Raw genomic sequence first — 20408 nt, forward strand, 5'->3', positions numbered from 1 at the left:
CTAAGTGTCGCGGGATGGAGCAGCCCGGTAGCTCGTCAGGCTCATAACCTGAAGGTCGCAGGTTCAAATCCTGCTCCCGCAACCAGCGTCAGAAAACCCCAAAACAGCCCGTTCAGACTACAATTGATCCACTGGATCAATTGCTTAACGTCTTCACCTCGGCACCATAACCAGATGCTCAGTGGGGCAAATGTAAGCGTTGCATCTGCCCCTATGGTGCGGACTGAATTGGAGTGCGTTCCCGACAATGACAAGCTGCGCGCAGCTTTGTGTATGTGCTGCCTCCTGGCAGTTCGATCTGACAACTACGCCGCCTCCAACACACCCAGACCGGACCCCGTGTTACAAGTTTTCGTCAGAGGCTATCTAGCCAAAGTTTCAAAGTAGTAGTTTGGTATCGGCAGATTTCTGATCAGTGCACAGGCGTCAATGATAACGTTCACTTGTCCAGCAGTTACGAACAGATTTGGTGGAGACCAAAAAGACAAAAGGAATCTCGGCTGCATTCAGCACTGGAAAGCGTGCAATACACCAATTCGAAGTGATAATAGGCGCTACAAACGTCGCAATCGCTTTGAGCTTGTGTTTGGTGGGCAGAAAAAAGGTGGAGCATAGCAACCCGTTACCACAAAGGTTCAAAGGTCTTTCTCTCGTAGTCGCTTTGGCTGTCCTCGTTATCTAACGTGTATGAGAGTTGCACCGAAAGTATGCTTATTTCTGAACGTTCGAAACGCACTCATAGGTGCAAATTACCTCTTGGAAACCCGGCCTATCTGTCCTAAGTAGACCTGCGGAATAAAGCGTGCGATTCGTCGTGCGCTTTATTTTGTTTCGTCCAAGACGGTGGGTGGTGCCATGCGGCCCCTTAATTCCCTGCCTGAGACGGGTAAGACCAAAGAATTCTGAGGGTCACGATCCTCGGGCGAGTTTTGGCCCATCCCGTAACAACGGACCTGAACGCCGGAGCGTAAGCTGCGGCAAATATGAGCCGGGGTGAGATATCGCCCCTAACTTGGAGAGAACTGTGGATAGAGCCCAGAAAGAGAAAGTGGTCGAGGAACTCGGCCAAATCTTCGAAAGCTCTGGCGTCGTAGTGGTTTCGCACTACGCCGGTCTGACAGTTGCCGAGATGCAGGACCTTCGCGCACGTGCTCGTGACGCGGGTGGTGCCGTGCGTGTTGCCAAGAACAGGCTCGCCAAAATCGCCCTTGAGGGTAAGCCGTGTGAAAGCATGGCCGACCTGCTGACAGGGATGACCGTTCTGACCTATTCCGAGGACCCTGTGGCAGCAGCCAAGGTGGCCGAGGACTTCGCCAAGGATAACAAGAATTTTGAGATCCTCGGCGGTGCTATGGGCGAGAACGCTCTGGACCGCAAAGGCGTCGAAACAGTTTCGAAAATGCCGTCTCGTGAAGAGCTTATTGCTTCGATCGTTGGCTGCATTGGCGCACCTGCTTCGAACATCGCCGGCGCGATTGGCGCACCTGCAAGCAACATCGCAAGCATCCTTTCCACCATCGAAGAGAAGGCGGAAGCTGCGTAAGCGGTTGGCACTGAATGATCTGCGTAGGGGAATACCCCTGACGTTGGAACACACACTGTAAAACGGAAAGAGCTAATACAATGGCTGATCTGAAAGCACTCGCAGAAAGCATCGTGGGTCTGACCCTGCTGGAAGCACAAGAACTGAAAACCATCCTCAAAGACGAATACGGCATCGAGCCCGCAGCTGGTGGCGCCGTAATGGTCGCAGCTGGTGGCGACGCCGGTGGCGCAGCTGAGGAAGAAAAAACCGAATTCGACGTCGTTCTGAAGAACGCCGGCGCTTCGAAAATCAACGTGATCAAAGAAGTTCGCGGCATCACCGGTCTGGGCCTGAAAGAAGCCAAAGAACTGGTCGAAGCTGGCGGCAAGATCAAAGAAGGCGTGTCGAAAGACGAAGCCGAAGAAGTCAAAGGCAAGCTGGAAGCAGCTGGCGCCGAAGTCGAGCTGGCCTAAGCCAACCGACAGGTGCATCGCTGATGCGCCGCAAATTTTGGCTGGGCCCGGAGAAATCCGGGTCCAGCCGAACCTGTCTTGGAAAGGGCCTCATTATCTGGGGCGTTTTCTAAGACACGGTTTTCGGATCGGGAGGCCACCTTCGGGACGGTGGCCACGAATTGATCCGGACGTGTCGTCTCGAATGTGCAAGATGCCGGGGCCCGACGGTGTCTTTGCCCGCTGAGAACATCGAAAGGTGACATCTGACATGGCTCAAACGTTCCTTGGCCAGAAACGTCTTCGTAAATATTACGGCAAAATCCGCGAAGTGCTGGAGATGCCGAACCTCATTGAGGTCCAGAAATCTTCTTATGATCTTTTCCTGCGCTCCGGCGATGCAGAACAGCCCACAGACGGCGAAGGCATCAAAGGTGTGTTCCAGTCGGTTTTCCCGATCAAGGATTTCAACGAAACCTCCGTTCTGGAGTTCGTGAAATACGATCTGGAAAAACCCAAATACGACGTCGAAGAGTGCATGCAGCGCGATATGACCTACAGCGCTCCGCTGAAGGTCACTCTGCGTCTGATCGTTTTTGATGTCGATGAGGACACCGGCGCCAAATCGGTCAAAGACATCAAAGAACAGGACGTATTCATGGGCGATATGCCCCTGATGACACCGAACGGGACGTTCATTGTGAACGGCACCGAGCGTGTGATCGTGTCCCAGATGCACCGCTCCCCTGGTGTGTTCTTTGACCACGACAAGGGCAAAACCCATTCCTCGGGCAAGCTGCTGTTTGCCTGCCGCATCATCCCGTATCGCGGCAGCTGGCTGGACTTTGAGTTCGACGCCAAGGACATCGTGTTCGCCCGTATCGACCGCCGCCGTAAGCTGCCTGTGACAACCCTGCTCTATGCGCTGGGTTTGGATCAGGAAGCGATTATGGACGCTTATTACAACACCGTGTCCTACAAACTGGATAAGAAGAAGGGTTGGGTCACACCGTTCTTCCCTGAACGTGTGCGCGGTACCCGTCCGACTTACGATCTGGTTGACGCCAAATCCGGTGAAGTGATTGCCGAAGCGGGCAAAAAAGTCACTCCGCGCGCGGTCAAGAAACTAATCGACGAAGGTAGCGTCACCGACCTGTTGGTTCCCTTCGATAACATCGTCGGAAAGTACGTCGCCAAGGACATCATCAACGAAGAAAACGGCGCGATCTATGTCGAAGCCGGTGATGAGCTGACGCTGGAGTACGACAAGGACGGTGACCTGATCGGCGGCACCGTCAAGGACCTGATGGATGCGGGTATCACCGACATCCCGGTTCTGGACATCGACAACGTCAACGTAGGCCCCTACATGCGCAACACCATGGCTCAGGACAAGAACCTGAACCGTGAAAGCGCGCTGATGGACATCTACCGCGTCATGCGCCCGGGCGAGCCGCCCACCGTCGAAGCGGCCTCGGCCCTGTTCGACACCCTGTTCTTCGACAGCGAGCGTTATGACCTGTCCGCCGTTGGTCGCGTGAAGATGAACATGCGTCTGGCACTGGACGCGCCTGACACCCTGCGCACCCTGCGCCGCGAAGACATCGTGGCTTGCATTAAGGCGCTGGTTGAGCTGCGCGATGGCAAAGGCGACGTGGACGATATCGACCACCTCGGCAACCGTCGTGTGCGTTCGGTCGGTGAACTGATGGAAAACCAGTACCGCGTCGGTCTGCTACGCATGGAGCGCGCGATCAAAGAGCGTATGTCGTCTGTCGAGATCGACACCGTCATGCCTCAGGATCTGATCAACGCGAAGCCGGCCGCCGCCGCTGTTCGCGAATTCTTTGGCTCGTCGCAGCTGTCGCAGTTCATGGACCAGACCAACCCGCTGTCGGAAGTCACCCACAAACGCCGTCTCTCGGCGCTTGGCCCCGGTGGTCTGACGCGTGAGCGTGCGGGCTTTGAGGTGCGCGACGTACACCCGACCCACTATGGCCGGATGTGCCCGATTGAAACGCCTGAAGGTCCGAACATTGGTCTGATCAACAGCCTCGCCACTTTTGCCCGCGTGAACAAGTATGGCTTCATCGAAACACCGTACCGCGTCGTCAAAGACGCCGAGGTGACCGATGAGGTTCATTACATGTCCGCCACCGAGGAAATGCGTCACACCGTGGCGCAGGCGAACGCGACGCTGGATGCCGATGGCAAGTTTATCAACGATCTGGTGTCGACCCGTCAGGCCGGTGACTACACGCTTGCCCCGCGCGAGAATGTGGACCTGATCGACGTGTCGCCGAAACAGTTGGTCTCGGTCGCTGCATCGCTGATCCCGTTCCTTGAAAATGACGACGCCAACCGCGCTCTGATGGGCTCGAACATGCAACGTCAGGCGGTTCCGCTGCTGCGGGCCGAGGCACCGCTGGTCGGTACCGGGATCGAGGAAAAGGTTGCGATCGACTCAGGCGCTGCGATTCAGGCGAAACGCGCCGGTATCATCGACCAAGTCGATGCCCAGCGTATCGTTATCCGCGCGACTGAGGATCTGGAACTGGGCGACGCTGGCGTTGACATCTATCGTCTGCGCAAGTTCCAGCGTTCGAACCAGAACACCTGCATCAACCAGCGTCCGCTGATCAAGGTGGGTGACACCGTCCAGAAGGGTGAAGTCATTGCCGATGGTCCGTCGACCGATATGGGTGAACTGGCCCTAGGTAAGAACGTGGTCGTCGCGTTCATGCCGTGGAACGGTTACAACTACGAAGACTCGATCCTGATCTCGGAACGTATCGCGCGCGATGACGTCTTTACCTCGGTTCATATCGAGGAATTCGAAGTCGCCGCCCGTGACACCAAGCTGGGCCCGGAAGAGATCACTCGCGACATCCCGAACGTCGGTGAAGAAGCGCTGCGCAACCTCGACGAGGCGGGCATCGTTTACATCGGCGCGGATGTTGAGCCGGGCGATATTCTGGTCGGCAAGATCACTCCGAAGGGCGAAAGCCCGATGACCCCGGAAGAAAAGCTGCTGCGCGCCATCTTTGGTGAGAAGGCATCTGACGTGCGCGACACCTCGCTGCGCGTGAAGCCGGGCGATTACGGTACGGTCGTTGAGGTCCGGGTCTTCAACCGTCACGGCGTCGAGAAAGACGAGCGTGCGCTGCAGATCGAGCGTGAGGAAGTCGAACGTTTGGCCCGTGACCGGGACGACGAGCTGGCGATCCTTGACCGCAACATCTATGCGCGTCTGCAGGGCCTGATCCTGGGTAAGACCGCTGTCAAAGGCCCGAAAGGCGTCAAGCCCGGCTCGGTTATCACCGAGGAGCTGCTGGAAACCCTGACCCGTGGTCAGTGGTGGCAGCTGGCACTGGAAGGTGAGCAGGACGCACAGATCGTCGAAGCTCTGAACGAGCAGTACGAAGTGCAAAAGCGTGCTCTGGACGCCCGTTTCGAAGACAAAGTCGAGAAGGTCCGCCGTGGCGACGACCTGCCGCCGGGTGTGATGAAGATGGTCAAAGTCTTCATCGCCGTGAAGCGCAAGCTGCAGCCGGGTGACAAGATGGCCGGTCGTCACGGGAACAAGGGTGTGATCTCCAAGGTTGTTCCGATGGAAGACATGCCGTTCCTGGCCGATGGTACTCCGGTAGACTTCTGTCTGAACCCGCTGGGCGTGCCTTCGCGTATGAACGTTGGTCAGATCCTTGAAACCCACATGGGTTGGGCCGCACGCGGTCTGGGTCTGAACATCGATGACGCTCTGGGTGAATACCGCCGTTCCGGCGATCTGACCCCGGTTCGCGAAGCGATGAAGCTGGCCTATGGCGAAAATGTCTACGAAGAAGGCATCACCGGTCTGGACGAGGATGGCCTGATCGAGGCTGCGGGCAACGTGACCCGTGGTGTTCCGATCGCAACCCCGGTCTTTGACGGTGCCAAAGAGGCGGATGTCAACGACGCGCTGGTGCGTGCGGGCTTCTCGGAAAGCGGTCAGTCGGTTCTGTTTGACGGTCGTACCGGTGAGCAATTCGCGCGTCCGGTAACCGTGGGCATCAAGTACCTGCTGAAACTGCACCACCTGGTGGACGACAAGATCCACGCGCGTTCGACCGGGCCGTACAGCCTGGTGACCCAGCAGCCGCTGGGTGGTAAGGCGCAGTTCGGTGGTCAGCGCTTTGGTGAGATGGAGGTCTGGGCTCTTGAAGCTTACGGCGCCGCCTACACCCTGCAGGAAATGCTCACCGTGAAATCGGATGACGTCGCCGGCCGGACCAAGGTCTATGAGTCGATCGTCAAGGGCGAGGATAACTTTGAAGCGGGCGTACCGGAATCGTTCAACGTTCTGGTGAAAGAAGTCCGTGGCCTCGGCCTGAATATGGAACTCCTGGATGCGGAGGTTGAGGAGTAAGGGCCTTGCCCTTTCTCCCGTCCCCCCTTCCGCAAGATTTGAGGTAACAAATGAACCAGGAAATCACCAACAACCCGTTCAACCCGCTGACGCCCCCGAAAGTATTCGACGAGATCAAGGTCTCGTTGGCGTCGCCCGAGCGGATCCTGTCTTGGTCCTATGGCGAGATCAAGAAACCCGAAACCATCAACTACCGGACGTTCAAACCCGAGCGTGACGGTCTGTTCTGCGCGCGTATCTTTGGCCCGATCAAAGACTACGAATGTCTGTGCGGCAAATATAAGCGGATGAAGTATCGCGGCGTTGTCTGCGAAAAGTGTGGCGTGGAAGTCACCCTGCAGAAAGTCCGCCGCGAGCGTATGGGCCACATCGAACTGGCCGCACCCGTTGCACATATCTGGTTCCTGAAATCGCTGCCGTCCCGCATCGGTCTGATGCTGGACATGACGCTGCGCGATCTGGAACGCGTTCTGTACTTTGAAAACTACGTCGTCATCGAGCCCGGTCTGACCGACCTGACCTACGGCCAGATGCTGACCGAAGAAGAGTACATGGATGCGCAGGATGCCTATGGCATGGACGCGTTCACCGCGAATATCGGTGCCGAAGCCATCCGTGAGATGCTGGCCCAGATCGATCTGGAAGCCGAAGCCGAGCAGCTGCGCGCTGATCTGGCCGAAGCAACCGGCGAACTGAAGCCCAAGAAGATCATCAAGCGTCTGAAGGTTGTTGAATCCTTCCTCGAGTCGGGCAACCGGCCTGAGTGGATGGTGATGACCGTGATCCCGGTCATTCCGCCGGAACTGCGTCCGCTGGTTCCGCTGGATGGTGGTCGTTTCGCGACCTCGGATCTGAACGATCTGTATCGCCGCGTCATCAACCGGAACAACCGTCTGAAGCGTCTGATTGAGCTGCGCGCGCCTGACATCATCGTCCGCAACGAAAAGCGGATGCTGCAGGAATCCGTTGACGCTTTGTTCGACAACGGCCGTCGTGGCCGCGTGATCACCGGCGCCAACAAGCGTCCGCTGAAATCGCTGTCGGACATGCTGAAAGGTAAGCAGGGTCGCTTCCGTCAGAACCTTCTGGGTAAGCGCGTCGACTTCTCGGGCCGTTCGGTCATTGTGACCGGTCCGGAACTCAAGCTGCATCAGTGTGGTCTGCCCAAGAAGATGGCGCTGGAACTGTTCAAGCCGTTCATCTATTCGCGCCTTGAAGCCAAGGGTCTGTCTTCGACTGTTAAACAGGCGAAGAAACTGGTCGAGAAAGAGCGTCCCGAGGTGTGGGATATCCTCGACGAGGTGATCCGCGAACACCCTGTCATGCTGAACCGCGCGCCGACGCTGCACCGTCTTGGCATTCAGGCGTTCGAGCCGGTTCTGATCGAAGGTAAAGCCATCCAGCTGCACCCGCTGGTCTGCTCGGCCTTTAACGCCGACTTCGACGGTGACCAGATGGCCGTTCACGTGCCGCTGAGCCTTGAGGCCCAGCTGGAAGCCCGTGTTCTGATGATGTCGACGAACAACGTTCTGTCGCCTGCAAACGGTGCGCCGATCATCGTTCCGTCGCAGGATATGATCCTGGGTCTGTATTACGTGACCCTGGAACGCGAAGGCATGCCGGGCGAAGGCAAGGTCTTTGGCTCGATCGAAGAAGTTCAGCACGCGCTGGACGCGGGTGAGGTGCATCTGCACTCGAAAATCACCGCGCGGATCACGCAGATCGACGACGAAGGCAACGAAGTTCAAAAGCGCTATGAAACCACTCCGGGCCGTCTACGTCTGGGTGCGTTGCTGCCGATGAACAACAAAGCGCCGTTCGAGCTGGTCAACCGCCTGCTGCGGAAGAAAGAAGTGCAGCAGGTGATCGACACCGTATACCGTTACTGCGGTCAGAAAGAGTCGGTCATCTTCTGTGACCAGATCATGTCGATGGGCTTCAAAGAAGCGTTCAAAGCGGGCATCTCGTTCGGCAAGGACGACATGGTCATCCCCGATGACAAGTGGGGCATCGTTGATGACACTCGCGGTCAGGTGAAGGACTTTGAACAGCAGTACATGGACGGCCTGATCACTCAGGGCGAAAAGTACAACAAGGTTGTCGATGCCTGGTCGAAGTGTAACGACCGCGTCACCGAGGCGATGATGAGCACCATCTCGGACGTCGCCAAGGCCGAAGACGGGTCGGATCAGGAACCGAACTCGGTCTACATGATGGCCCACTCCGGTGCGCGTGGCTCGGTTACTCAGATGAAACAGCTGGGCGGTATGCGCGGCCTGATGGCCAAGCCGAACGGTGACATCATCGAGACGCCGATCATCTCGAACTTTAAGGAAGGTCTGACCGTTCTCGAGTACTTCAACTCGACCCACGGTGCCCGTAAGGGTCTGTCGGATACCGCTCTGAAGACGGCGAACTCGGGTTACCTGACCCGTCGTCTGGTAGACGTGGCACAAGACTGTATCGTTCGTGAGATCGATTGTGGCACCGAGCGTGCGATCACTGCCGAAGCAGCCGTGAACGATGGTGAGGTTGTCGCCTCGCTGGCCGAACGTGTGCTGGGCCGTGTCTCTGCCGATGACGTTCTGCGTCCGGGTACGGACGAGGTTCTGGTCGCTGCAGGTCAGTTGATCGACGAACGCATGGCGGACACCATTGACGAAGCCGGTGTTGCTTCGATGCGTATCCGCTCGCCTCTGACCTGTGAGTCCGAGGAAGGCGTCTGCGCCACCTGCTACGGTCGTGACCTTGCACGCGGTACCATGGTGAACACAGGTGAGGCTGTCGGCATCATCGCCGCGCAGTCCATCGGTGAACCCGGTACACAGCTTACCATGCGGACCTTCCACATCGGTGGTGTTGCGCAAGGTGGTCAGCAGTCGTTCCAGGAAGCCAGCCAGGAAGGTGTCGTTTCCTTCGAGAACCCGCAGATTCTGGTCAATGCCGCAGGCGAAAGCCTCGTTATGGGCCGGAACATGAAGCTGGTGATCAGCGATGAACACGGCGAAGAGCGTGCCAGCCACAAGCTGGGCTACGGCTCTAAGCTGTTCGTCAAGGACGGCACTAAGGTTGCGCGTGGCGATAAGCTGTTCGAATGGGATCCGTACACCCTGCCAATCATCGCTGAGAAAGCTGGTACGGCGAAATATGTCGACCTTGTTTCGGGCATCGCTGTCCGCGATGAGACCGACGATGCAACTGGTATGACCCAGAAGATTGTGATCGATTGGCGCGCTGCCCCCAAAGGTAGCGACCTCAAGCCCGAGATCATTCTGGTCGGCGAAGATGGCGAGCCGGTCCGCAACGACGCGGGCAACCCGGTTCACTATCCGATGTCGGTGGATGCGATCCTGTCGGTCGAAGATGGTCAGCAGATCGAAGCCGGTGACGTTGTCGCGCGTATCCCGCGTGAAGGTGCCAAGACCAAGGACATCACCGGTGGTCTGCCGCGTGTGGCCGAACTGTTCGAAGCCCGTCGTCCGAAAGATCACGCGATCATCGCAGAAGCCGATGGTTACGTGCGCTTTGGCCGCGACTACAAGAACAAGCGCCGCATCAGCATCGAACCGGCGGACGAGTCCATGGAGACCATCGAGTACATGGTACCCAAGGGCAAGCACATCCCGGTCGCCGAAGGGGACTTCATCCAGAAGGGTGAATACCTGATGGACGGTAACCCGGCTCCGCATGACATCCTGTCCATCATGGGTGTCGAAGCGCTGGCGGATTACATGATAGACGAGGTGCAGGATGTTTATCGTCTGCAGGGCGTGAAGATCAACGACAAGCACATCGAAGTCATCGTGCGCCAGATGCTGCAGAAGTGGGAGATCCTGGATTCAGGCGACACCACCCTGCTGAAAGGCGAACATGTCGACAAGCAGGAGTTTGACGCAGCCAACGAGAAAACACTCTCGCGTGGTGGCCGTCCGGCTCAGGGTGAACCGATCCTCTTGGGGATCACCAAAGCCTCGCTGCAGACGCGTTCGTTCATCTCGGCGGCGTCGTTCCAGGAAACCACTCGCGTGCTGACCGAAGCTTCGGTTCAGGGCAAGAAAGACAAGCTGGTTGGCCTGAAAGAGAACGTCATCGTTGGTCGCCTGATCCCTGCCGGTACCGGTGGGGCCACTCAGGCCGTCCGCCACATCGCGCAGTCGCGTGACAATGTGGTCATCGAAGCCCGCCGGGAAGAGGCCGAAGCGGCCGCTGCTTTGGCCGCTCCGACATTCGACGACGACATGGTCGGTGATGAGCTGGACGTTCTGGTGGAAACACCGGAAAGCCGCGAATAAGCACCGCAGCATAAAACAAATGAGGCCCTGCAAAATTGCGGGGCCTTTTTAATTTAGCCCGCGGCGTACCGTTTTAATCGTTCCTCCAGCGTACCGCTGTGCAGTTCAAACATATGGTTGTCGTAGTCATAAAAATAGATTGATTGCCCTTCCCCGGGTACGCGGGATCGACCCTCCCGGATTTCAAGGCCCAGCGACCGGATGCGTTGCAACCTGTCGTCATATTCATCTACGCTCATCTTGAACGCGACGTGATTGTAGGTTTTTTCGGACAGCGGATCGCCCTCCATAATCGCGACCCAAACACCCCCGATATCGAAAAACCGCTCTTTTGAAAGCGAGAAAGTCCGATCGCCGCTATCGTAGATTTTTTTGGCATTCAGAATTGTTGTCAGTACCTCTTCCATCTTGTCCAGATTTCGGGTGATGAAGGTAATATGGCTCAGGCCCTCAATCACAGTGCACCTCTTCAGTTTGACCGGACTTCAAAATAACAATGTACCGGTCAAAGTCAGCCTCTAGGTCCCTCCTGACTCACCTGCGATGGCTGATTATCCATTGCAGAGTTGACATTGGGTTTGCCTGATTGGCCAATGGGCACATTGTAGTGGGATCGGGCGAAACCAGAATGACACCAAATCTAAGGGGCGCCTTGCTGATGATGGGCAGCATGGCTGCCTTTACTGTCAACGATACGCTCGTGAAGGTGGTGGGGCAGGATATGCCGCTGTTCCAGTTGGTCGCCACACGAGGGGCGTTGGCAACGATTCTCGTGTTCTTTCTTGCACGCCATCTTGGGGCGCTTCATTTGGATTTTTCCCGCCACGATAAGTGGTTGGTAGTGTTTCGATGCCTTGCCGAATTGTCGGCGACATTCTTCTTCCTGACTGCGTTAATGCACATGCCGTTGGCCAATGTAACGGCGGTGTTGCAAGCGTTACCCTTGACCGTGACCCTGGGGGCTGCGTTGTTTTTTCAGGAAAAAATCGGGTGGCGGAGGATTGTCGCGATTGCAATGGGATTTGTTGGCATGTTGTTGATCGTTCGGCCCGGCCCCGATGGCTTCAGCATTTACGCCATTTATGCACTGATCGCGGTTGCATCGGTTACGGCCCGTGATCTGATCACGCGACGCATGTCCGCAGAAGTGCCATCCATGGTTGTGACGTTGGCAACATCGCTTTCTATCACCACTGTCGCTGCAATCGTGTCAATTTTCGAGGGGTGGGTACCGGTTTCGACTGCATCAGGTGCGATGGTGGCCAGTGCTGCAGTCTTTGTTTTGATGGGGTACCTTTTCAGCGTCATGGTGATGCGTGTGGGTGAGGTCGGTTTTATTGCGCCATTCCGCTATTCCAGTCTGCTTTGGGCACTCGGGCTTGGATGGGCGGTTTTTGGCGACTGGCCCGACTCGATTACCCTTTTGGGTGCGGCATTGGTCGTCGGGGCAGGGATGTTCACACTGTTTCGCGAACGATCGCGTCAGGCGGAGGACTGATGTAACCGCACGAACCGCGGATTTATCGCGAAACGTGTGGCAAATTCGGATTCGATCTCCGGTGTTATCGGAGCAAGTTGCGCCTTCTGTTTCCCTGCGCGCGGCGAGTCGTTGGAATTGTTCAGCGACCTGATCCACATCGGTTGATCAGGATAGCTGATCACCGGCATGAAGCGCCCGATCCGGTTGTGGGTGAAGCTCATGATTGTATGGGTGCATCCGCCCGAGACCAGCATGCCCAGTCCAACCCCGAGCAAAGACTTGTAGACCTGCGCTGCCTGTGTGCCTGCGGGTTTAAAACTGGCCTGATACCCGTTATTGAAATCTATTCCGATCGCTTGATTTTTCTTGATCAAACCTGCGCCGTCATCTGCTGCTTCTCGGAGTTTTTCCACGAAATCTATGGAGACGCTGTCGTCGTCGTCATGACGGAACTGAAGACAAGGCCGGTCTGGATGCGAGCGCGCGTTTTGAAGGATTTGTTTCATGACCTGCCGGTGTTTCTGATCCGGATCGACTGCTCTTTGGATGATCTGAACCTGCTTGATGTCAGTGGTTAGATCTTTGAGGCGGTCGAGCGCCGTTTTAGGTAGACAGTCTCCGACGGCGATCAGAAGCTGGAAATCCTCATCGGTCTGTGCGCGAAAGCTGGGCAGGGTTAGGGATTCAAACAGGCGAAACCGCTCTTCCAGACGGGTAGGGTGGTATAAATGGCGGCGCCGCTCTTCAACCGTGTCGTGTTCGATTTGGAAATCGCCGAGGGCAGGGAATGAAAATCGGCACAGGCCAACGACTTGCATGGATCATCCAATGGATAGCGGGGCGCGCCCACTATGCACGCGGTAGGTATAAGCCGCAATGCAGGCGAACAGTGGAATTCCCAGCCCAATCCTGATAAATGGCTGATATCTTGATGTGCCACACGCCTTTGTTGCATGGCTGTTGACACTCGGGCCGACTCCCCCTATTACGCGCGACATCTCGGTACCGGGGGCCGCCCCGTAACCGATTTCAGTAATGAACTGGTCAAGGCCCGGACTCTTTTATCGTTCGCGCCCTCTGATAACAAACCGCGACGTTCACCTCGGAATGGGAACGCTCGCGGGTTTTGCGCTTGTGGACGCATAAGTGCAGCGAATTTAACCGCACGCAGCCGCGTGCATGTCATGTGTGTTGCAAAACGGGGAAGAAACCGGAATGCCAACTATTCAACAGCTGATCCGCAAGCCGCGGCAGCCCAAAGTAAAACGCTCGAAGTCCATGCACCTGGAGCAGTGCCCGCAGAAACGCGGCGTCTGCACACGTGTTTACACCACCACACCGAAAAAGCCGAACTCGGCTATGCGTAAGGTTGCCAAGGTGCGCCTGACCAACGGGTTTGAGGTCATCTCGTACATCCCCGGTGAAAGCCACAACCTGCAGGAACACTCGGTTGTTCTGATCCGTGGCGGCCGTGTGAAAGACCTTCCAGGTGTGCGTTACCACATCCTGCGCGGTGTTCTGGATACTCAGGGCGTCAAAGACCGTAAGCAACGCCGTTCGAAATACGGCGCGAAGCGTCCCAAGTAAGAAGGAGAGGCTGATATGTCACGTCGTCACGCCGCCGAAAAACGCGAAGTCCTGCCTGACGCCAAATTTGGCGACAAGGTTCTGACCAAATTCATGAACAACCTGATGATCGACGGCAAGAAGTCGGTCGCAGAGCGCATCGTTTACAACGCGTTTGACCGCGTTGAGAACAAGGTAAAGCGCGCTCCTGTCGAAGTGTTCCACGAAGCGCTCGACAACATCAAACCATCGGTCGAGGTTCGCTCGCGCCGGGTTGGTGGTGCAACCTATCAGGTTCCGGTCGAAGTCCGCCCCGAGCGCCGCGAAGCACTGGCCATCCGCTGGCTGATCACCGCTGCCCGTGGCCGCAACGAAAACACCATGGAAGAGCGCCTTGCAGGCGAGCTGTTGGACGCTGTTCAGTCCCGCGGTACTGCCGTCAAGAAACGCGAAGACACCCACAAGATGGCCGAGGCGAACAAAGCCTTTAGCCATTACCGTTGGTAATCCCAGAGGCTTAGACAAATGTCACGCGAATATCCTCTCGAACTGTACCGTAACTTCGGTATCATGGCGCACATCGACGCAGGTAAGACCACCTGCTCGGAGCGTATCCTGTATTACACTGGCAAATCCCACAACATCGGTGAGGTGCACGATGGTGCAGCCACCATGGACTGGATGGAGCAGGAGCAGGAACGCGGCATCACCATCACTTCGGCTGCGACCACCACTTTCTGGGAGCGCACCGAGGACGGTCAGACCGCCGATACCCCCAAGCACCGCCTGAACATCATCGACACCCCCGGCCACGTTGACTTCACCATCGAAGTCGAACGTTCGCTGGCGGTTCTCGACGGTGCCGTCTGCGTTCTGGACGCAAACGCCGGTGTTGAGCCCCAGACCGAAACCGTGTGGCGTCAGGCTGACCGCTACAAGGTTCCGCGTATGGTTTTCGTCAACAAGATGGACAAGATCGGCGCAGACTTCTTCAACTGCGTTCGCATGATTGAAGACCGTACCGGCGCACGCGCTGTTCCGGTTGGTATCCCGATCGGTGCCGAGTCTGAGCTGGAAGGTCTGATCGACCTGGTCACCATGGAAGAGTGGCTGTGGCAGGGCGAAGATCTGGGCGCAAGCTGGATCAAAGCTCCGATCCGCGACAGCCTAAAAGACATGGCTGACGAATGGCGCGGCAAGATGATCGAAGCGGCCGTCGAAATGGACGACGACGCGATGATGGAATACCTGGAAGGCAATGAGCCCGACGTTCCGACACTACGCGCCCTGCTGCGCAAAGGCACCCTGGACATCGCGTTTGTGCCGGTTCTGGGCGGTTCGGCGTTCAAGAACAAAGGCGTTCAGCCGCTGCTCAACGCTGTGATCGACTATCTGCCCAGCCCGCTGGACGTTGTCGATTACATGGGCTTCAAACCCGGCGACGAAGAAGAAGTTCGTGACATCGCCCGTCGTGCCGATGACGACATGGCCTTCTCGGGCCTAGCGTTCAAAATCATGAACGACCCCTTTGTTGGCTCGCTGACCTTCACCCGGATCTACTCGGGCACCATGAATAAGGGTGACTCGATCCTTAACTCGACCAAAGGTAAGAAAGAGCGCATCGGTCGTATGATGATGATGCACTCGAACAACCGGGAAGAGATCGAAGAAGCGTTTGCAGGCGACATCATCGCGCTGGCGGGTCTGAAAGACACCACCACCGGTGACACCCTGTGTGACGCGAAGGATCCGGTGGTTCTGGAAACCATGACCTTCCCCGATCCGGTGATCGAGATCGCGGTTGAGCCCAAAACCAAGGGCGACCAAGAGAAGATGTCCCAGGGTTTGGCGCGTCTGGCTGCCGAAGACCCGTCCTTCCGTGTGGAAACCGACCTGGAATCCGGTCAGACCATCATGAAGGGCATGGGCGAACTTCACCTGGACATCCTGGTTGACCGCCTGAAGCGTGAGTTCAAGGTTGAGGCCAACATCGGTGCGCCTCAGGTGGCTTATCGTGAGACCATCGGTCACGAGGTCGAGCATACCTACACCCACAAGAAACAGTCGGGTGGTTCGGGTCAGTTCGCCGAAGTAAAGATGATCATCTCGCCGACCGAGCCTGCCGAAGGTTACTCGTTCGAAAGCCGCATCGTTGGTGGTGCAGTTCCGAAGGAATACATCCCCGGTGTTGAAAAAGGCATCAACTCGGTCATGGACAGCGGCCCGCTGGCTGGCTTCCCCGTGATCGACTTCAAGGTTGCCCTAATCGACGGTAAGTTCCACGATGTTGACTCGAGCGTTCTGGCGTTCGAAATCGCGGCCCGTATGTGTATGCGTGAAGGCATGCGCAAAGCTGGCGCGAAACTGCTGGAACCGATCATGAAGGTCGAAGTGATCACCCCGGAAGAATATACCGGCGGTATCATCGGCGACCTGACCTCGCGTCGTGGCCAGGTTTCTGGTCAGGAGCCACGCGGCAACGCAATCGCGATCGATGCGTTCGTTCCGCTGGCCAACATGTTCGGCTACATCAACACACTGCGTTCGATGTCGTCGGGCCGTGCCCAGTTCACCATGCAGTTCGACCATTACGATCCGGTTCCGCAGAACATCTCGGACGAGATCCAGGCGAAATACGCATAAGCGAAGATTTGAGGGAGTCCGGATCACGGGCTCCCTTCATTACCGAAAAAGGAGGCCATCATGGCAAAGGAAAAGTTTGAGCGTAATAAGCCGCACGTCAACATCGGTACGATTGGCCACGTTGACCACGGCAAGACCACGCTGACCGCAGCAATCACCAAGTATTTTGGTGACTTCAAAGCGTATGACCAGATTGACGGCGCGCCGGAAGAAAAAGCACGTGGCATCACCATCTCGACCGCCCACGTGGAGTACGAGACCGACAACCGCCACTACGCGCATGTCGACTGCCCCGGCCACGCCGACTACGTCAAGAACATGATCACCGGTGCCGCTCAGATGGACGGCGCGATCCTGGTTGTGAACGCAGCTGACGGCCCGATGCCGCAGACCCGCGAGCACATCCTGCTGGGCCGCCAGGTTGGCATCCCGAAGATGGTCGTGTTCATGAACAAAGTTGACCAGGTCGACGACGAAGAGCTGCTGGAACTGGTTGAGATGGAAGTTCGCGAACTGCTGTCCAGCTACGAATACCCCGGCGACGATATTCCGATCATCGCAGGTTCGGCTCTGGCCGCAATGGAAGGCAACAACCCGGAAATCGGCGAAGAGAAGATCAAAGAACTGATGGCGGCTGTTGATGACTACATCGACACCCCTGAGCGTGAAGTTGACAAGCCGTTCCTGATGCCGGTCGAAGACGTGTTCTCGATCTCGGGTCGTGGTACTGTTGTGACCGGTCGTGTTGAGCGTGGCGTGATCAACGTTGGCGACGAGATCGAAATCGTTGGCATCCGTGACACTCAGAAAACCACCTGTACCGGTGTTGAAATGTTCCGCAAGCTGCTGGACCGCGGTGAAGCGGGCGACAACATTGGCGCTCTACTGCGCGGTATCGACCGTGACGGCGTTGAGCGTGGCCAGGTTCTGTGTAAGCCGGGTTCGGTTACACCGCACACCAAGTTCGAAGCCGAAGCCTATATCCTGACCAAGGAAGAAGGCGGCCGTCACACTCCGTTCTTCGCGAACTACCGCCCGCAGTTCTACTTCCGGACCACTGACGTGACCGGCACCGTGACCCTGGCGGCTGGCACCGAGATGGTTATGCCTGGCGACAACGTCGGTTTCACCGTCGAGCTGATCGCCCCGATCGCGATGGAAGACGGCCTGCGTTTCGCCATCCGTGAAGGCGGCCGCACCGTCGGCGCCGGCGTCGTGTCGAAAATCATCGAGTAAGGCTGTTAATGCCTGAGAAAACCACAAAAAAAATTGCGGTTTTCTTTAATGTCGAGCCTGGACCTCTTGAGGTCCAGGCTCATTTATTAGTCAATTCCCTCAAGCTTTTCTGCGAAGACTATCATTCGCTGCACGCACATTGCCGGTCTGATCGAATTGATGAGTTGCAGCCGGAAACGAGAACAATGTTGGCGTCAAGAGATGTTGAACTCAGAGTGCTCGAAAATCCGTTTAGCGATGGCTATCCTGCGGGAAACAAGATAGCAGGGGCTGCCCTGGAAAGAGACGCTGACTTCTCTCTGTTTCTCGATACCGACACGTTTCTGACGCAAAATACATCGTTTGCCGAGATAGCCTATCCGCAGAAAGTATCGGTCTGCCCGGAAACGCGAAATGCCTGGACAAACCGCCCGCGTGTTTGGCGTCAGGTCTATGCGTTATTTGGACTGCCCAAACCTGAAGCAAAGGTTCAGTTGCTACTAGGACAGTTTTCACATCCATTCTTCAATGCCGGGATGGTACTCTTTCCAACTGGTTCATTCGGTGACTTGTGGTTGGATACTGCACAACAGATTGATAAGATGACAGGATTGAGGGGACGCAGACCCTGGCTCGATCAGATTTCATTGCCAGTAGCAATTGCCCGTTATGGTCAGGACGCGTTGAATTCAGTTGGTCGTATCTGGAACGACACCCCGGATCTACCTGATGAGGGAACTCGGCTGCTGCACTACCATCGTCCCAGACGCTTGCGTGTGCGGGGGAGGATGCATCTGGCGGATCTCGTCTTTCAATCCAGCGGTTCAGAATTCGAAAGCTACGGCGATCTCATTCGGTATTATTCGGCCAAAGGCGTTGTCTCTGATGCGAAAGCTCTCTCGCATGTAAATCTCTCCACACCAATTCCAAAGCCGCGACCAAATTCCTGACTAAAGAAAAAAGGTGACCGCATTCTCGGCATCGACGCTGTTTTGGAAATCATCGGGTCAAGGGTGTAGGTCGGGCTCAAGTCCGGCACATCGTCGAAACTTAGAAGGCCACCCAAGAACAAGGGCGGCCCCTTTTGATTGCAGCGAACTTAGTCGCAGGCAGCGTCCACTATGAATTCTACCTTCAGTTCTGGGCGTGCCAGTTTGGCTTCACCACAAGCGCGTGCAGGGGCGTGGCCTGTTGGAACCCAAGCGTTCCAAACCTCGTTCAAACCAGCGAAATCCTTCATATCAGCCAGCCATATCGTGACGCGCAGCATTTTTTCGCGTGACGATCCCGCCTGTACGAGTAGGGCATCTATTTTGTTGAGGCAAATCTGAACCTGCTCCTGAATCGTCTCACCCTCGGCAACTTGTCCAGTCAGATAGGCCACGCCGTTGTGCTTCACGATTTTCGAGGACCGTTCGCCGGTATCAATGCGTTCAATCATGGGCATTCTCGTTGTCTTAGATTTGGTATGGTTGTTCTTGGTCACAAGATGCCTTGCTTGGCAAACAGAATTCTATTGAGTGGGCTTCAGCGAAATTGAATTAGAGGTGATCGAGTTTGGCGTGAACATATGTTCTGAAGAAGGACTCTGGATCATTGAAGACACACCAAACTTCTCGAATACATCGGGGATGATGCGAAGATTCTTCATCGAATAATCTTGGGCCCACAATGCAGAGGTGAAAAGAAACACGAATAGGGCTTTTCTTAATCAGACGTTCACCCCAATCAAAGACTAAAAACCCACCTGTGAAATGCAGCGAGTGACGTGGAACGCGGAAGCGGCGAACCGCTGAGATCAGGGGGAAATCATGTTTAGTTTTGAATGCATCAACTATGGAACTCAATTCCTTCACAGCAAGGATTTGGAAGATATGCGAGACGCAGTTCTAGGCGGAAATGACCACGAAGTTGATTGCAATGTCAGCGATTTTTGCCGTGAGCGAAAACGGTTCGACATCAAGCTTGCTGACGTATCAGAAAGCGCACAACGGGTCAGTGCCAGATACAAATCATGATTCGCATGTACTGGGAATAGTCGGGTGCGGGCTGATCCGTTTGGGCATTTTTGCGTTGGAGAGTTATCAAGTGCCTTTGGACCAAGGCTCCCGCCCCATCATGCGGTCGGCTTCGGCAGTGATGTCGTTCATATGCTGCTCGAGACTTAACCGCAGCGTTTCTATTTGTTCTTCGGTTGCCTTTCGCGGAACTGGGTCGGTCCACTCACGGCACAGGAACACGCCTTCGTTGCGCCAGGGGCGGGGCATCAGCAGACGATCCCAGGTTCCTGCTTCGCGCCCGTGCCTGGCGGAATAGGTGATCCCAAAGACACGTTTGCCCGACGTCCGCGCCCACACCAGCGGTACAGTTGAAGACACCCGTTCAGGACCTCGGGGACCATCGGCGGCGATTCCGATTGAGATGCCCTGTTTCATTTTCCCGAGCACCTCGCGGGACAAGGCGACGTGGCGTTTGCGGCTGGACATCGCAATCGTGTCCATACCAAACAATTTCTGCACACGGCCCACCATACTGCCTGCGCGGGCAGCAGAGGTGATCGAGCAGATGCGGCCCTTGTCCAAGGGAAAGAAGTAAGGCGACTGAGCCAGACGCTGGTGCCAGAGAACCACGATGACGGGTTCGCCCTGTTCGGCCAGTTGATCTAGTTCTTCGTATCCTATGCGCCGCCAGTTTGTGTTGCGATTGACCATCCTGATATAGCTGGCAATTCGCCGCGCGACCCAGTTCAGAACGGCTTCGCTGTCGGCGATTTTCTTGCGGATGCTCAAGGCAGCGCTCCTTTTACTGGCCGAACCTTGTCTTAAAG

General features: G+C 56.3%; 14 protein-coding genes and 1 tRNA gene. 11 read left to right on the top strand and 4 right to left on the bottom strand.

All coding sequences use genetic code 11. The annotated features are described in order from the left end of the window. Positions 1 to 8: 8 nt before the first annotated feature. The 5 genes from ACR0DU_RS07105 to rpoC all read left to right on the top strand — a co-directional run bounded on the left by ACR0DU_RS07105 (position 9) and on the right by rpoC (position 10677). Positions 9 to 85, top strand: a tRNA-Met gene (locus ACR0DU_RS07105). Between the two features lie 939 nt (positions 86 to 1024). Continuing rightward, positions 1025 to 1543 (top strand): 50S ribosomal protein L10, encoded by a 519-nt coding sequence (gene rplJ / locus ACR0DU_RS07110; RefSeq protein ID WP_010441181.1) that lies wholly within the window; start codon positions 1025 to 1027, stop codon positions 1541 to 1543. Between the two features lie 80 nt (positions 1544 to 1623). Then, positions 1624 to 1998 carry a 50S ribosomal protein L7/L12 gene (rplL, locus tag ACR0DU_RS07115; RefSeq protein ID WP_010441182.1) on the top strand — a complete coding sequence of 125 codons (375 nt, stop codon included), beginning with the start codon at positions 1624 to 1626 and terminating at the stop codon, positions 1996 to 1998. A gap of 250 nt (positions 1999 to 2248) precedes the next feature. Next, the gene (gene rpoB, locus ACR0DU_RS07120; RefSeq protein WP_260024248.1) at positions 2249 to 6385 is read left to right on the top strand and encodes a DNA-directed RNA polymerase subunit beta; all 4137 of its coding nucleotides are present in this window, start codon (positions 2249 to 2251) and stop codon (positions 6383 to 6385) included. Positions 6386 to 6435: 50 nt separating this feature from the next. Then, complete coding sequence (gene rpoC / locus ACR0DU_RS07125; protein ID WP_480873302.1) at positions 6436 to 10677, top strand: DNA-directed RNA polymerase subunit beta'; 4242 nt, start codon at positions 6436 to 6438, stop codon at positions 10675 to 10677. A gap of 53 nt (positions 10678 to 10730) precedes the next feature. Here rpoC and fosX read toward each other — a convergent pair whose 3' ends face one another. Further along, a complete protein-coding gene (gene fosX / locus ACR0DU_RS07130) occupies positions 10731 to 11135 on the bottom strand; it encodes a FosX/FosE/FosI family fosfomycin resistance hydrolase (RefSeq protein WP_480873304.1) in 405 nt (134 codons plus the stop codon). Between the two features lie 170 nt (positions 11136 to 11305). On the opposite strand from fosX, the gene ACR0DU_RS07135 reads away from it, so the two are divergent. Beyond that, positions 11306 to 12175 carry a DMT family transporter gene (locus tag ACR0DU_RS07135; protein ID WP_480873306.1) on the top strand — a complete coding sequence of 290 codons (870 nt, stop codon included), beginning with the start codon at positions 11306 to 11308 and terminating at the stop codon, positions 12173 to 12175. On the opposite strand, the gene ACR0DU_RS07140 is transcribed toward ACR0DU_RS07135, so the two are convergent. After that, positions 12160 to 12975: a putative rhamnosyl transferase gene (locus tag ACR0DU_RS07140; protein WP_480873308.1), complete on the bottom strand. Its 816-nt coding sequence runs from the start codon at positions 12973 to 12975 to the stop codon at positions 12160 to 12162. The two genes, ACR0DU_RS07135 and ACR0DU_RS07140, sit on opposite strands and share 16 nt — an antisense overlap. Before the next feature lie 397 nt (positions 12976 to 13372). Here ACR0DU_RS07140 and rpsL point away from each other — a divergent pair, with 397 nt between their 5' ends. From rpsL to ACR0DU_RS07165, 5 genes are read left to right on the top strand one after another with little or no spacing between them, the layout of a single operon-like run. After that, complete coding sequence (gene rpsL / locus ACR0DU_RS07145; protein WP_005621086.1) at positions 13373 to 13744, top strand: 30S ribosomal protein S12; 372 nt, start codon at positions 13373 to 13375, stop codon at positions 13742 to 13744. 15 nt (positions 13745 to 13759) lie between these two features. After that, entirely contained in the window at positions 13760 to 14230 is a 471-nt protein-coding gene (gene rpsG / locus ACR0DU_RS07150) for a 30S ribosomal protein S7 (RefSeq protein WP_010441203.1), read from the top strand. 18 nt (positions 14231 to 14248) lie between these two features. Then, positions 14249 to 16366 carry an elongation factor G gene (fusA, locus tag ACR0DU_RS07155; protein ID WP_170782203.1) on the top strand — a complete coding sequence of 706 codons (2118 nt, stop codon included), beginning with the start codon at positions 14249 to 14251 and terminating at the stop codon, positions 16364 to 16366. 60 nt (positions 16367 to 16426) lie between these two features. Further along, positions 16427 to 17602, top strand: coding sequence for an elongation factor Tu (tuf, locus tag ACR0DU_RS07160; protein ID WP_010441214.1), 1176 nt, complete (start codon positions 16427 to 16429; stop codon positions 17600 to 17602). An 8-nt stretch (positions 17603 to 17610) separates the two neighbouring features. Continuing rightward, positions 17611 to 18531: a hypothetical protein gene (locus ACR0DU_RS07165; RefSeq protein ID WP_480873310.1), complete on the top strand. Its 921-nt coding sequence runs from the start codon at positions 17611 to 17613 to the stop codon at positions 18529 to 18531. A 149-nt stretch (positions 18532 to 18680) separates the two neighbouring features. On the opposite strand, the gene ACR0DU_RS07170 is transcribed toward ACR0DU_RS07165, so the two are convergent. Beyond that, positions 18681 to 19022 carry a RidA family protein gene (locus tag ACR0DU_RS07170; protein WP_260024731.1) on the bottom strand — a complete coding sequence of 114 codons (342 nt, stop codon included), beginning with the start codon at positions 19020 to 19022 and terminating at the stop codon, positions 18681 to 18683. 643 nt (positions 19023 to 19665) lie between these two features. Further along, on the bottom strand, positions 19666 to 20370 hold the full coding sequence (locus ACR0DU_RS07175) for a lysophospholipid acyltransferase family protein (RefSeq protein ID WP_319546499.1): 705 nt from the start codon (positions 20368 to 20370) through the stop codon (positions 19666 to 19668). Between the last annotated feature and the right edge of the window lie 38 nt (positions 20371 to 20408).

The organism is Ruegeria sp. G2, from assembly GCF_056533505.1.